Here is a 13,540-nt window from a genome sequence, read left to right on the forward strand (position 1 = left end):
CCCTTATGGGGCGAACCCGCAGCGGTTCGCGCAAGATCGTCGTGATCTTGCCGGTGTGGGTCAGGTGAGGAACGAGACGATGGCGGCGGCGAATTCGGGGTTGCGGACCACGGTGAGGTGGTCGCCCGACAGGACCTTCCAGCGGGCGTCGGGCAGGGCGGCGGCGAGTACCTCCGGGCGGGTCGCCAGCCAGTCGTCCGTGCCGGCCAGAACGAGGGCGGGGATCGTGATCCGGTCGAGGGCGATCGGGGTACGGTGGCCGGCCTGCGCCTGAGCGGCGAGCGCCTGGCGGTCCGCGCCGGAAGCGTCGGCGAACAGGCGGAATCCCATCACTCGCTCGTCGGTGATGATGCGCGGGTCGTCGGCGAGCAGGCCGTCGATCAGCGCCCGACCCGGCAGCGCGGCGCGGTCCACACCGCCCTGCTCGACCGCGCCCGCGCCGATGCCGCCGGTCACCAGCCGCCGGATGCGGTGGTCGGTGGCGGCGGTGAGCAGGGCGACGACGCCGCCCATGGAGTAGCCGACCAGGTCCACCCGGTCCAGCCCCAGCACGTCGAAGAGCGTGGCGAGGTCGCGGGCCATTTTGTCCTCGCCGTAGCGCGCGGGGTCGTGCGGCTTCTCGGACGCGCCGTGGCCGCGGGCGTCGACGGCGACGACTCGCCGGCCTGCGGCGACGAGGGCGTCGACGATGCCGGGCGCGTGCCAGTTGGCCGCCGCCGACGTGCTGAACCCGTGGTGCAGCACGACGGGTGGCAGGTCGCCGCCGGGCTCGCCCCAGGAATAGTGGGCCAGGATGGTGCCGTCGAAGGACGTGAAGGTCTGCATGCGGATCTCCGATCAGGTCAGGGACGACGCGCCCGCGCCCGAGCGGCACGCCGCCCAGGGTTGCGTGCGGCCGGCGGCGCTGTGTCCAGTCTCCGGAGCCGCGGGCAGGCAGGCATCGGTGGTTTCACCGGTCCGTCCGGACGCGCCGCGTCGCGCCACCGGGTGGTGGCCGCTCAGGTGGCCGCGGGCTCGGCGGCGTCGGCGCGTACCCCCGGCGGTCGCCCGGATCCGGCGGGGACGGCGGCCGCGAACGGGCGGGTCAGCGCGGGAGTCAGCGCGAGGGTGACCAGGACCGAGGCGGCGGCCAGTACGGTCATCGCGGTGCCCGGCCCGGTGTGCTGGGCGACGAGGCCCGCGACGGTCGCGCCGACCGCCTGCATGGTGAGCATTCCCGAGCTGTGCAGCCCGAGCGCGTGGCCGCGCATGGACTCCGGGGTGAGCGCCAGCAGCCGCTCCTGCAGCAGCAGTCCCGCGCCGAAGCCGCCTGAGGCCAGCACCACGGCGACGACGGCCACCGGCAGCGCCGGGGTGAGCGCGAAGACCAGATAGGGCAGGGCCAGCAGCAGGCGCAACGGCGTGACGAAGGCCGCCCGGCGCCGTGCGGGCAGGAACCGGCCCGCGGTCATGTCCCCCGCCAGCATGCCGAGCGCCCCGGCGACGAACAGCACGCCGGCGGCGTCGGGGGCGTACGGGACGAACAGCGCCTCGCAGCCGACGATGAGCCCGTTGGGCACCCACAGCGACAGGTAGACCGCACGCCGCGGCCGGGACGACCACAGCGTCGCGTTGCTGCGCCACGTCTGCCGCACCGAGGGGCGACCGGCGGCGCGCGGCGCGCGGCGGGTCAGCCCGAAGCGCAGGCAGAGCGCGGCCGTCCCATGCAGCGCCGCGCTGCCCAGCAGCGCCAGCCGGGGGGAGATGCCGGTCGCGACGAGCACACCGCCCAGCGCGAAGCCGGTGATCTGCATGACGCCGACGGACATGTTCATCACCGATCGTCCCAGCAGGTAGCCGCCCTCCGGCAGGATCTCACCGAGCAGGCCCCAGCGGATCCCGCCCGTCACCGAGCTGACCAGCCCCTGGCACAGCAGCACGGCGAGCATGGCCGCGATCGGCATGCCGGGTGCGGCCAGCGCCAGGGATCCGGCGCAGAACAGCAGGGCGGCGCCGGCCAGCGCGATCCGCGGCGGCACCCGGTCGGCTGCCGACAGCAGCGTCATCGCACCGACGACCTGCATGAACGACGCACCGAACATGGCGATCGCGGACAGCAGCGGCGAGCCCGTCCGGGTGTAGACGAGCGTGCCCAGGGCCAGCCCGCTGAGCGTGCCTGCGGCGACCTGGATCGACATCGCGGCGAACAGCGGGCGGAACTCGGGTACGCGGAACAGTTCACGGTAGGTCTGCACGCGGGAAGTCTCGGCCGGGGAGATCACCGGAGCTACAGTTTCGCATGGAGGCGAAACATGGGGCTCTGGCAGATCGACGCGGACGTTCTCGCGACCAGCAGGTTCGCCGTGTCCGGACTGGTCGAGGCGCTGGCCTGCCTGAGTCTTCTGGAGTACGACAGCCCGCCGCCGGGACAGGAGCCGTGGTTCCGGGAGCACCGCGCGGCCTACCAGCGCATGATGGCCGCCGACTCGCTGCGACGGCCGCTGGTGCGTACGGCACTGCGCCCGAGGTCCATCGCCGACTTCGTCTGCCGCCCGCCGGTGCCGCAGGACCGAGGGTTCGCCGACGAGCTCGCCCGGCTGCGGCAGACCCCGGTGGCGGAGGCGCTCGCCGACCTGCGGGCGGGCGGCCCGATCCGGTCCGAACTCGACACACCCGACCTGGTGGAGCGCACCGCCGATATCCTGGAGTGGGTGTGGACGCACACCGTCGAGCCGACCTGGGCGAAGCGCCGCCTGCTGTTCGAGGCCGACATCATCGCCCGTACCCAGCAGCTGAGCACGGGTGGCTGGGCGGCGGCGCTCGACGGGTTGCGGCCGGGCCTGCGCTGGCTCGGCGGGGGCCGCCTGCAGATCAACGTGTACGACAATCCGCCGCGCGTGCTGACCGACGCGCAGCTCAGCTTCATCCCGAGCAGCGCTCGCCGGGGTTGGGTGTGCTGGCTGCTGCCCAGCCGGTACGCCGTCGTCTACCCGTGTGCGGGGCGGCTGGCGGCACCGGCCCCCGACGCCTCGCCGGCGGCGCTGGACCGGCTGCTCGGACCCGGGCGCGCCGCGATCCTGTGCCACCTGGACGCGCCGCTGAGCACCACCCAGCTGGTCGCCGTCACGGGTGCGGTGCTGGGTTCCGTGGGCCGTCACCTGAAGGTGCTACTGGACGCGCAGCTCGTACGCCGCCGCCGGGCGGGCCGCTCGGTGCTCTACTACCGCACCGAGGCCGGCGATCAGCTCGTGCGGCTCAATCGCAGTCCGCAGGAAGGTTAAGAAGGGCACCTTCTACAACACATAGCGATGTGAAGGTGCCCTTCCTTTGTCAAGGGCGGGGGAGGGTGCGGTCGCGGGCTTCGGCGTAGCGGGCGCGGACGGTGGCGTGCGCGTCGGCCTCGAAGAGTTCGAGGCCGTCGAGGGTCCAGGCGGGGGCGGCTCCGGTGGTGATCCAGGCAGCCTGGCGGGCGGCGCCGTCGGCGACGTACTCACCGGGCGGGGGGACGGCGACGGGGCAGCCGAACACGGACGGGGCGATGCGGCGCACCGCCTCGGACTTCGCGCCGCCGCCGACCAGGAGCACCCGGTTGACGGTCGCGCCCTGGCCACGCAGGGCGTCGAGGCCGTCGGCCAGCGCGCAGAGCATGCCTTCGACGGCCGCGCGGGCCAGGTGCGCGGGGTTCGACGTGCCCAGGGTGAGGCCGTGCAGGGAGCCGGTCGCGTCGGGCTTGTTGGGGGTGCGCTCGCCCTCCAGGTAGGGCACCAGAACGAGGCCGTCGCTGCCGGCCGGGGCGGACAGGGCCAGCCGGGACAGCTCGGCGTGGTCGACGCCCAGCATGGTGGCGGCGGCGTCGAGCACGCGGGCGGCGTTGAGGGTGCAGACCAGGGGCAGGAAGTGGCCGGTGGCGTCGGCGAACCCGGCGACGGTGCCGGTGTCGTCGGCCGCGGGGACCGACGCGACGCTGAACACGGTGCCGGAGGTGCCGATGGAGACGATCACGTCGCCGGGCTGCGCGCCCACGCCGAGCGCGGCCGCGGCGTTGTCCCCGGCACCGGGGCCGAGCAGTGCGCCCGCCGGGGTCCGGCCGGGCGAGCCGTCGGGGCCGAGCACCGCGGGCAGCAGCAGCTCGCGGCCGAAGGCCAGCTTGAGCAGGTCGCGACGGTATTCGCCGGTGCTGGGTGACCAGTAACCGGTGCCGGACGCGTCACTTCGGTCGGTGGCCAGTGCCGCGAGGTCCCCGGTGCCGCCCAGGCGCCAGGTGAGCCAGTCGTGCGGCAGGCAGACAGCCTCGGTGCGGGCGGCGTTGTCCGGCTCGTGCCGGGCCAGCCAGCGCAGCTTGGTGACGGTGAACGAGGCGACCGGCACGCTGCCGACGGCGTCGGCCCAGGCGCGCGGGCCGCCGAGTTCGGCGACGAGGTCGTCGGCGGCCTGCGCGGACCGGGTGTCGTTCCAGAGCAGGGCGTCCCGGACGACCTGGCCGTCGGCGTCGAGGCAGACCATGCCGTGCTGCTGGCCGCCGACCGAGACCGCGGCGACGTCGTCCAGCCCGCCCGCCGCGGCGATCGCCGTCTGGAGGGCCTGCCACCAGGCGTCGGGCGGGCAGGACGTGCCGTCGGGGTGGCTCGCCCGCCCCTGGCGGACCAGCGCACCGGTGTCGGCGTCGCGGACCACCACCTTGCACGATTGGGTGGAGGAGTCGATGCCGGCGACGAGTGTCATGGGGTTCAGTCTCCTGGTGCCTGCCAGGTCGCCGTGAGCAGGCCGTCCACCGGGCCCAGCGTGGCCCGCACGCCGTTGACCAGCACGGTGGCCGGAGGGGTGCCGCCGGCGACGCTGGGGAACGCGATCGCCGTGACCCGGGCCGGCCCGGCGATGGTCACCGTGAGCGTATCCCCGTCCCGCCGCGCCGCGACAGTGCTTACGAAACCGTCGTCCCGGATCTCGGACATGGCGTCGCCGCCGCCGAAGCTGAGCAGCGTGAGCTGCTCCCATGGCCCGTCGGCCAGGTGCGCGGCGGGCGCGGTGACCGGCACGAGGGCGTCGCGGCGCACCCACAGCGGCAGCTGCGTCAGCGGGGGCGCGACCCGCAGCGTGACGCCGCCGCCGACCACGTCGCCGCTCCACCAGTCGACCCACTCGCCCGGCGGCAGGTAGACGTCGCGCTGCTGGCTCGCGCTGATCATGGGGGCGACCAGTAGATCCTGTCCGAGCCGGTACACGTGCTCGGCCCGCCACGAGGCCGCGTCCGAGGGGGAGTCCACGGACAGCGCGCGCATCATCGGCTCGCCGGTCTCCGCCGAGCGCAGCGCGGTCGAGTACAGGTAGGGCAGCAGCCGGTAGCGCAGCCGCAGCGCCTCGATCACGTCCGCTTCGACCGCCGGGAAGCGCCACGGTTCGCGGGTGGTCGTGCCGTGGAAGCGCACCAGCGGCGACAGCGCCCCGAACTGGGCCCAGCGCAGGTAGAGGTCGTCGCTGGGCACGCCGCAGAAGCCGCCGCTGTCGTGCGACCAGTACGGCACGCCGGACAGCCCGTGCGCGAGCCCGCCGTTCATGGACGACGCCAGCGCCTCGTACGAGCACATCGTGTCGCCGCCCCACTGCGCGGCGTGGCGCTGCCCGCCCAGGTACGAGGAACGCCCCCAGACCATGGAGTGCCCGTGCACCTCGCGGGTGACCTCGCTGACCGCGTCGTTGAACAGCAGGGCGTACACGTTGTGCAGCTCGGTGCCGGTCATGCCGTTGAACGCGACCGCGTCGGCGGGCACGCCCTCGGCGAAGTCGGTCTTGAACACGTCCACGCCCTGCCGGGCCAGCGGCCGGAGCAGGTCCTGGAACCAGGCGGTCGCCTCCGGGTTGGTGAAGTCGACGATGCCGCCGGCGGGGAACGTGCCGTGCCAGGAGTCGGCGACGTACACCGCCCCGTCGGCCCGGCGCAGCAGGAAGCCCCGCTCGGCGGCCTCGGCGAAGCGGTCGGTGCGGTGCGACAGGTACGAGTTCATCCACACGCACACCCGGAAGCCCTGCTCGTGCAGGGTGGCCAGCATGCCGTCCGGGTCGGGGAACGCCTCGGCGTCCCACAGCAGGTGCGACCAGGTGCCCTCGGCCTGCCAGTAGGTGTCCAGGTGCAGCACGTCGCAGGGGATGCCGTGCGCACGGATGGTCGCCGCGCGGGCCAGCACCTGCTCCTGCGTGTCGCGGCAGAAGCCCGACGAGATCCAGGAGCCGAACGCCCACTTCGGCGGGCAGGTCGGGCGGCCGGTGAGCGCGTTGTAGCGGGCCAGCACGTCGGCGGGGGTGGGCCCGGCGAGCACGTAGTACTCGATCAGGTCGTCCGGGACGATCAGCTGGGTGACGCTGCCGGTGGACGCGCCGAAGTCGAACTCCACCGGCAGGCCGGAGTCGACCACGATGCCGTAGCCCTTGCTGGACTGGTAGAACGGCACGTTCTTGTAGGCCCGGTCGGACTCGCTGCCGAAGGCGTCGAAGTTCCACATCACGGGTCGCTGGCCACGCAGGTTCAGCGCGGTGAAGCGTTCCCCGGTGCCGGACAGCACCTCGTCGGCGGGCAGCGTGAAGCTCTCGTGATACGCCACGATCTGCCCGTCCACCCGGGAGCAGCCCAGGGGCAGGGTGCGCATGCGGCCGGAGATGTCGGTGAGGCCGGGGTCCGCGCCCAGCAGCCGACTGCCGTCGGCATCGTGGAAGGACAGCCGCCACGGGCTCAGCGTCACCTCGGCGGTCAGCGGACCGGCCGTGACGGACACGGTGTTCTCGCCGGTCACCACGGTGGCCACCGCACCCGGGTCGGGCTGGGTGAGCGGGAGCAGCCGGGCGCTGCGGCTGCGCGCGCCGGCCTCCTCGGACAGGCGTACCCGCAGCATGCCGTCGCCGGCCGCGCCGATGTGCAGCTGCAGCGTGGTGCCGGCGTCGGTGTGCGCGTGCAACGTCGCGCCGACGGAGTCCTTTCCGGTCAGCTCGGCCCACACGACGGTCTCCGGGCCGGCCTCGCCGTACGCACGGCGGGGCAGTTCCGGCGGGTCGGCGGAGAAGTACTCGTGGGCAACCAGTGGTGGGCGGAACGGCATGATCGGCTCCCAGTGCGGCGTCTACTGCAGGTACAACATTTTTAGTTTTCCGTGTAGCCAAACAAACGTCAACGGTTGACGCCCCCTCCACCTCCCTCTAATTTGGCCGGGGTGCCGACAAAGTCGTTCTTCCACGGTGCGGACTGGAATCCGGAGCAGTGGCCCGAGCAGGTCCGGGCAGAGGACCTCGCCCTCATGCGCGAGGCCCGCGTCACCGCGGCCACCGTCGGAGTGTTCAGCTGGTCACGCCTGGAGCCGACCCCGGGGGTGTACGACTTCGGCTGGCTGGACCGGGTGCTCGACGGCCTGCACGACCACGGCATCGGCGCGGTGCTGGCCACCCCGACCGCCTCCCCGCCGCCCTGGTTCACCCTGGCCCACCCGGGTGCGCTGGCGACGCGGCGCGACGGTGTACGCCTGGTCCACGGCTCCCGCGACACCTACTGCGTCAACGCGCCCGCATACCGCGCCGCGAGCCTGCGGATCGCGTCCGCGCTGGCCGGGCGCTACGCCCGGCACCCCGCCGTGCGGCTGTGGCACGTGCACAACGAGTACGGCACCTGGTGCTTCTGCGACCATTGCGCCCGCGCCTTCCGGGGCTGGCTGCGCGCGCGCCACGGCACCCTCGACGCGCTCAACGACGCCTGGACCGCGGACTTCTGGAGCCAGCGCCACACCGACTGGGCGCAGGTGCTCCCGCCGCGCGCCACGCAGTACCTCGGCAATCCCGCTCAGGAACTGGACTACCGGCGCTTCCTGTCCGACAGCATGCTGGCCGCCTTCGCCGAACAGCGTGACGCGATCAAGGCAGTCGCCCCGGAGGCACAGGTCACCACGAACTTCGTGCTCGGCGGCTGGGTGCCGGTCGACCACGCCCGCTGGTCCCACGAGGTCGACCTGGTCGCCATCGACCACTACCCGTCCTCGCTGGACGGCGTTCCTGCCCAGAGCGCGTTCGCGGCCGACGCCGCGCGGGGCTGGTCGGCCGCGGCCGGGCACGGCGGCAGCTGGCTGCTGATGGAGCATGCCCCGGCCCACGTCACCGAAAACGGCGTACAGCGCCGCAAACCCCCCGGCATGCTGGCCCGCACCGCCCTCGGCCACATCGCCCGCGGCTCGCAGGGCGCGATGTACTTCCAGTGGCGGGCGAGCACCGGCGGCGCCGAACAATGGCACAGCGCGATCGTCGGCCACTCCGGCCCCGCCACCCGCACCTACCACGAGTTCCGCGCCCTCGGCGAAACCCTCGCGAGCGAAGGAAGGGCACCTTCTTGTCGCTCCGCGTACAAGAAGGTGCCCTTCCAAACCGGCGAAGCCGGTTCGCCTGCGGCTGGTGCCGGCGACAGAGGGGTGGCGGTGTGGTTCGACGAGGTGTGCGGGTGGGCGGTCGGGGCGTCTCATCTGCCTGCGCCGCTGGACTATCAAGGTGTCGTCGAGGGTTGGCATCGGGCGCTGTGGCGGCACGGGTATCCGGTCGACGTCGTGCCGCCCACGGCGACCCTCGCGGGGTACCGGGTGCTGGTCGTGCCGGCGGCGTACCTGCTCACCGACGAGTCCGCACGCAGGTTGGACGAGTACGTGCGCGAAGGCGGGCACCTGGTGGTGACCTACCTGTCCGGGATCGTGGACGAGCACCTGCGGGTGCGGGTCGGCGGCTACCCGGGCGCGCTGCGGGACCTGCTCGGGATCCGGGTCGAGGAGCTCGACCCGCTACCACCCGGCGTGGTGGTCACGCTCGACAACGGCGACGCCGTCACGGGCTGGACCGAGCACCTGACCGCGCCGGATGCGGAGGTGCTCGTCCGCCACGCGGTCGGCCGTCCTGCCGTCACCCGGCGTGAACACGGTGTGGGGCTTGCGTACTACGTGTCCTGCGCCCTGGACGAGGCGGCGACGGCACGTCTGCTGGATGGGGTCTGCGCCGCCGCCGGGGTGGCCCCGATCCTGCCCGGCCTGCCTGACGGTGTGGAGGCGGTCCGCACCGCTGACGGGGTCTGGCTCTTCAACCACACGGACGAGCCGTACGACATCGCGGGCCGGGTCCTTGCCGGGGGTACCGTGACGCGGCTTCCTCACCCATAGCAGCCATTACACGGAAATCTCTACCAGTCGCGCGCCTTCGAAGTGAATCTTGTGCAGTTGTTGCGCCCAGGGCGACACAAACTGCACAAGATCTAACGCAGTGGTCAATCGGGCGGCGGGACCCCGGGCAGGGCGGCCAGGGAGGCCGACAGCCGGCGGGTAAACCTGTCGACCTCCACGCGGTCGTAGCCGCCGGCCGCGAGCGGGTGCGGCGGGAGCAGTTCGACGGCCAGGTCGCGCCGGTCGTACCAGGCGGTCGACACCAGCATGTCCCGCCCGCGCCGGATGACGTCGTCCACGTGCGCGCGGTCGTAGCCGAGCGGCCGCACCGTGAAAGCCTGCGGCGTGAACACCGTGCGCAGCAACGTGCGTCCGTCGACGAACCGGCCATCGCCGAGCAGCGTCAGCATCGCGACCACCGCCTGCTGCTTGTCGCGGATCAACGCGAGGGCTGCGGGCGGTCAGTGGCAGCCCGAGGTCCACGTCGGGTCCCGGCACCAGCAGCAACCTGGCTTCCGGCTTACGGACCCGGAACATCCCGAACCCGGGCGGCGACTGCTCCAGGATCAGCATGTCGATCTCGGACCAGGCCGGTGCGATCTCATAGGCGCGGTGGCGGATCGTCAGGCCGCGCTCGTCGATGCGGAACCGGAACGGCCGCAGCCGGGTCCGCAGCATCAGCACGGCCGCCGTCAGGTACAACGCCGCCATGAACAGCCGGGTGAACCGGCTGCTCCAGCTGTCATCCGTCGCTACGAACACCAGCTCGATGATTACCGCACCGAACCCCGCCACCGGGAAGCCCCAATGCGGGCCGGGCCGCAGTTCCATCCGGGCGTCCTACTCGTGGTCGATCAGGCCGAGCCGGCCTGGCAGCCGCCTCTGGTGGTGCTGTCGCATCGTCCGTACCCCCGTCTCCGTTGGCCGTGCCGGTGGCACGGTAGCCGGGCTGCGCCAGGCGGCGACTCGGCCGAAACGCTCGATCTCGGTGGACGGCCCCGGTTCAGGCGAGGCGGTGGTCGATGAAGCGGTCGCCGCCGTAGGTCGCGAGCGCCGCCGCGATCTGGTCCGGCGTGTCCTTCACCTTTGCCAGGTCGAGCAGGACCCGGCAGGGGCGGCCGTCGACCGGGTTGGGCGCGTGCACCAGCGCCCGGTCGAGCAGGGCGCCCGCGACCGGCACGAGCAGGAGGCGGCACACGATGCGGCCGTCGGCGACGGCCGGTCCCTGGTGCAGGATGACGGATTCCACCTGTGACCAGAGCACCTCGGTCGCCCAGTCACCGCGGGCCAGCGCCAGACCGTGCGCATCGACCCGTATGCCGTGCGCGCGGCTGCGCCAACGCAGGTACTTCCTGAGCCGCCTCATGAATGCTCCGGTTCCCCGCCCCGTCGTCCGTCGGGCACATGTTAGGGGACGGAGCCAGCGGAGTCAGCCGGTGCGTTCGATCTCGCCGGGGCGCCAGGTCTGGTCGTACCAGGCCTGGAGCGGGCCGTAGAGGCGCAGGAGGGTGAACCAGTGTTTGCCGGGCACGGTCTGGATCCAGTTCGACTCCCGGCCGGTCGGCGGCGTCGGGCCGAAGTACACGTCGGTGGTGCCGTCGGCGTTGGCCTCGACCGTGCCGGACAGGCTGCTCACGCTCGGGTACGGGGTGTCGGTGACGAGCAGTGAGCGGGTCTGGCAGTCGTACAGGCATACCGACCAGAACGTCTTCGCGGGAATGTGCCGCGGCAGATGCAGCCGGTACGAGCGCCCGCCGTCGAGCCACTGCCCGTCGGCGTCCTCGGCGGTATAGGCGTACGCGGAGCCGGTGCCCGCGGGTGACGCCGCCATCGCGGGCGTGACCACCGTGGCGAGGTAGTGGAACATCGCGCGGGCGTCGAGCAGGCGGGCGCCCTCGCGCAGGAACTCGTGGCTGCCGCCGACGAAGACCCGCTTCCAGGAGGAGTCCGGGTAGTGGTAGGCCTCCGGATCGCGCGGGCGGAACGCCAGCGCACGGGCGATGCCCGCGCCCAGCGGGGCGGCCTTGGCCAGTATCGTACGCAGCCGCTGGTCGGGGCCGAACACGTCACCCTTGACGATGCCGATGCTCGCCAGGATGCCGCGCCTTTCGGGGTCGAGCGACTCCAGCGGCTCCTCCTGGACCACCACGTCGACCTCGTCGTAGAACGTCGCGTCGTTGGCGTGCACGGTGTTGTGGGGCCGGTCGGCGAGGTTGACGAACTCGTTCGGCGGCGGGTAGGCGGCCTGGGCCAGCGGGTACACCCGAACCTTCCTGATCGCCTCGACGCCGTCGAGGGCCCGGAACATGGCCCAGTTGGTGAAGGTCGGGCTGCGGAAGATGTAGTAGCCGTCGGGCACCTCGTCCTCGTGGTCCGGGGGCAGGAACAGGTACTTGCCGCCCCTGCCCTGGTCGGGTCCGGCCAGGCCCAGGTCGGTGACGTAGCGGAACCAGAAGTCGTCGACGACGCACAGCGAGTTCGGCGGCACCTCGACCACCGTCGGCCCGTCGGTGTCGAGGTCCAGGAAGGTGTGGCCGTACGTGGTGTCGGTGTTGGGGGTCAGGTAGACGCTGGTGGAGTTGAACCGCGGGTCGGTGATGCCGATCTGGCGGGCCGAGGTGACGCCCACGTTGCGCAGGCCGGCCCGCATCGCCGCGAGCGACGCGCCGGGCATGGCGACCAGGAACGCCTCGACCGCGCGGACCAGGTCGAGCGCGTCGAAGAGCCCGTCGACGCTGTCCGCGGTGGGCAGGCCGTCGTGGAAGGTGAACTGCCCGAGCGGGGTGTCCAACGTCTCGGGCATGCCGATGGCGGCCAGGATCTCCTTCGGAATGGACATGACCCGCACCTCTCACGCGGCCGCGCACCGCGCCTTACCGCACGGTACGCAGAGATGATGCGATATGTCCCGGGTATGCGAAGGATGTGTGCATCGGGCGGCTGGGTGATCCGGCGTGGCGCGGAGCCCGGTGTCCGAAGGCGAACCGGCGCGGCCGGTGACCGGCTCGGCGGTCAGTCGGCGTTGACGCGCAGCGGGCGGCGGGCCGGGCCGGGCAGCGTCACCGGCGGATGTCCGCCCGGGTGGTGGCCGTGGGCGTGGCCCGGCTCGGCCGGGCCGTAGCCGTTCGCGGCACCCGCGCCGGGTGCGAAGCCGTTGCCGGTGCTGGGCAGGTAGCCGCCGGTGACGTGCTCGGGGGCGTGGCCGTTCGCCGCACCGTGGCCGTTGCCCGTCGCCTGGCCGTTGCCGGCGACATGGCCGTTGCCGGTGACATGGCCGTGGCCCGTGGCGTGGTCGTTCGCGGGGGCGTGGCCGTTGACCGGGGCGGTGGTCGTCGAGACGGGCACCATGACCGGCACGTATCCGCCGGCCGCCGGATCCGGGTCGAGGGCCCGCGCGGGCAGCGGGATCGTTCCGGTCCGCGGACCGGCCTCGCCCGCGCCGGGCACCTGGAACACGCCGCGTGCCGGATGTGGTGGCAGACCGGGCACGGAGGCGGAGCTGAACCGCACCGGCAGCGGCACCGGCTCGGCGACCAGGTCGTGTTGGGGCTCGGCATATCGGGTCAGCGCGATGACCGCGCCGAGCGTGATGACGAAGCCGAGCGCGGCGACCCACGACATGCCGGGACGGATCTTGTCGCCCAGCAGCAGCATGCCGATCACGGCGGCGGGCACCGCGCCCGCGGCGTCCATGGCGGCCACCGCGGCGTTGGTGGAGCCGCGCTGCATGGCCAGGCCGAGCAGCAGCTGGCCGGTGAGCGAGTGCGCGATGACGAGGTAGAGCAGGGGGTTCAGGCCGAACTCGACGATGGTCTGCGCCGAGGCCAGCGGGCGGGCCGCGATCGCGGCGGAGGCGAAGCAGAGCCCGGCCAGCGAGCCGAGCACCACCGAGCCGAGCACGCCCTTGACCTTGCCGGCGAACGCGCTCACCCCGGCGATCGCGACCAGCGCCACGACCAGCGAGATCACGCCCTTGGTGTCCAGCGGCTCGGCGTGGCCCGGCTCGGCCGACACGGCCAGCATGCCGATGCCCGCCATGACCCCGAACAGCAGCAGGATCTCGGCCGGCGGCAGTTTCCACTTGAGCAGCACGACCCCGGCGAACGCGGTGACGCACAGGCCGGCCGTCACCGCGGACTGGACGAGGAACAGTGGAAGGTCGCGCCGCGCCCCGAGGGCGAGGAAGAAACCGAGGATCTGGCAGCCGAGCCCGAGCAGGTACGTCGAGTTGCCGAACAGGCGCAGCAGCAGGCCTGGATCAAGGGTGTCCGTCGTCGCTGTGCGTGTCGCCGCGATGGACTGCAGCAGGTTGGCGATGCCGTATGCGGCGATCATCGCCACCAGGAACCACCAGCCAGAGGACACCACCCTGGCAGCTTAGACCCTTAGGG

The 13,540-nt window shown here is 72.7% G+C and carries 9 protein-coding genes and 1 pseudogene; 2 read left to right on the top strand and 8 right to left on the bottom strand.

The genetic code is table 11. The features are described from left to right. Positions 1 to 60: 60 nt before the first annotated feature. Both FLL47_RS21510 and FLL47_RS21515 read right to left on the bottom strand, forming a co-directional pair. A complete protein-coding gene (locus FLL47_RS21510; protein WP_144122319.1) occupies positions 61 to 825 on the bottom strand; it encodes an alpha/beta fold hydrolase in 765 nt (254 codons plus the stop codon). Between the two features lie 173 nt (positions 826 to 998). Continuing rightward, positions 999 to 2,234, bottom strand: a complete 1,236-nt coding sequence (locus FLL47_RS21515; protein WP_246158362.1) for an MFS transporter — start codon at positions 2,232 to 2,234, stop codon at positions 999 to 1,001. A 57-nt stretch (positions 2,235 to 2,291) separates the two neighbouring features. Between FLL47_RS21515 and FLL47_RS21520 the strand changes: the two genes are divergently transcribed. After that, a complete protein-coding gene (locus FLL47_RS21520) occupies positions 2,292 to 3,260 on the top strand; it encodes an ArsR/SmtB family transcription factor (protein ID WP_144122320.1) in 969 nt (322 codons plus the stop codon). A gap of 49 nt (positions 3,261 to 3,309) precedes the next feature. Here FLL47_RS21520 and xylB read toward each other — a convergent pair whose 3' ends face one another. Both xylB and FLL47_RS21530 read right to left on the bottom strand, forming a co-directional pair. Next, complete coding sequence (gene xylB, locus FLL47_RS21525; protein WP_144122321.1) at positions 3,310 to 4,701, bottom strand: xylulokinase; 1,392 nt, start codon at positions 4,699 to 4,701, stop codon at positions 3,310 to 3,312. Positions 4,702 to 4,706: 5 nt separating this feature from the next. Beyond that, positions 4,707 to 7,067 carry a TIM-barrel domain-containing protein gene (locus FLL47_RS21530; protein ID WP_144122322.1) on the bottom strand — a complete coding sequence of 787 codons (2,361 nt, stop codon included), beginning with the start codon at positions 7,065 to 7,067 and terminating at the stop codon, positions 4,707 to 4,709. 111 nt (positions 7,068 to 7,178) lie between these two features. Between FLL47_RS21530 and FLL47_RS21535 the strand changes: the two genes are divergently transcribed. Next, entirely contained in the window at positions 7,179 to 9,149 is a 1,971-nt protein-coding gene (locus tag FLL47_RS21535) for a beta-galactosidase (protein ID WP_186315822.1), read from the top strand. A 104-nt stretch (positions 9,150 to 9,253) separates the two neighbouring features. Here the strand turns inward: FLL47_RS21535 and FLL47_RS21540 are convergent, their stop codons facing one another. The 4 genes and pseudogenes from FLL47_RS21540 to FLL47_RS21555 form a co-directional block, all read right to left on the bottom strand. Further along, complete coding sequence (locus FLL47_RS21540) at positions 9,254 to 9,559, bottom strand: hypothetical protein (RefSeq protein ID WP_144122324.1); 306 nt, start codon at positions 9,557 to 9,559, stop codon at positions 9,254 to 9,256. Positions 9,560 to 10,152: 593 nt separating this feature from the next. Continuing rightward, a complete protein-coding gene (locus FLL47_RS21545) occupies positions 10,153 to 10,515 on the bottom strand; it encodes a hypothetical protein (protein WP_144122325.1) in 363 nt (120 codons plus the stop codon). A gap of 63 nt (positions 10,516 to 10,578) precedes the next feature. Beyond that, positions 10,579 to 11,988, bottom strand: a complete 1,410-nt coding sequence (locus tag FLL47_RS21550) for a DUF1254 domain-containing protein (RefSeq protein ID WP_222106130.1) — start codon at positions 11,986 to 11,988, stop codon at positions 10,579 to 10,581. 641 nt (positions 11,989 to 12,629) lie between these two features. Then, positions 12,630 to 13,484 (bottom strand): annotated as a pseudogene (locus FLL47_RS21555) (hypothetical protein); the annotation flags it as partial. Positions 13,485 to 13,540: the final 56 nt, after the last annotated feature.

The organism is Catellatospora sichuanensis, from assembly GCF_007483665.1.
Taxonomy (GTDB): domain Bacteria; phylum Actinomycetota; class Actinomycetes; order Mycobacteriales; family Micromonosporaceae; genus Catellatospora; species Catellatospora sichuanensis.

Excerpts from the sequence above, each read along its gene's own strand:
- FLL47_RS21510 (WP_144122319.1), bottom strand. The coding sequence starts at position 825 with ATGCAGACCTTCACGTCCTTCGACGGCACCATCCTGGCCCACTATTCC.
- FLL47_RS21530 (WP_144122322.1), bottom strand. The coding sequence starts at position 7,067 with ATGCCGTTCCGCCCACCACTGGTTGCCCACGAGTACTTCTCCGCCGAC.
- FLL47_RS21540 (WP_144122324.1), bottom strand. The coding sequence starts at position 9,559 with ATGCTGACGCTGCTCGGCGATGGCCGGTTCGTCGACGGACGCACGTTG.
- FLL47_RS21545 (WP_144122325.1), bottom strand. The coding sequence starts at position 10,515 with ATGAGGCGGCTCAGGAAGTACCTGCGTTGGCGCAGCCGCGCGCACGGC.
- xylB (WP_144122321.1), bottom strand. The coding sequence starts at position 4,701 with ATGACACTCGTCGCCGGCATCGACTCCTCCACCCAATCGTGCAAGGTG.
- FLL47_RS21520 (WP_144122320.1), top strand. The coding sequence starts at position 2,292 with ATGGGGCTCTGGCAGATCGACGCGGACGTTCTCGCGACCAGCAGGTTC.
- FLL47_RS21550 (WP_222106130.1), bottom strand. The coding sequence starts at position 11,988 with ATGTCCATTCCGAAGGAGATCCTGGCCGCCATCGGCATGCCCGAGACG.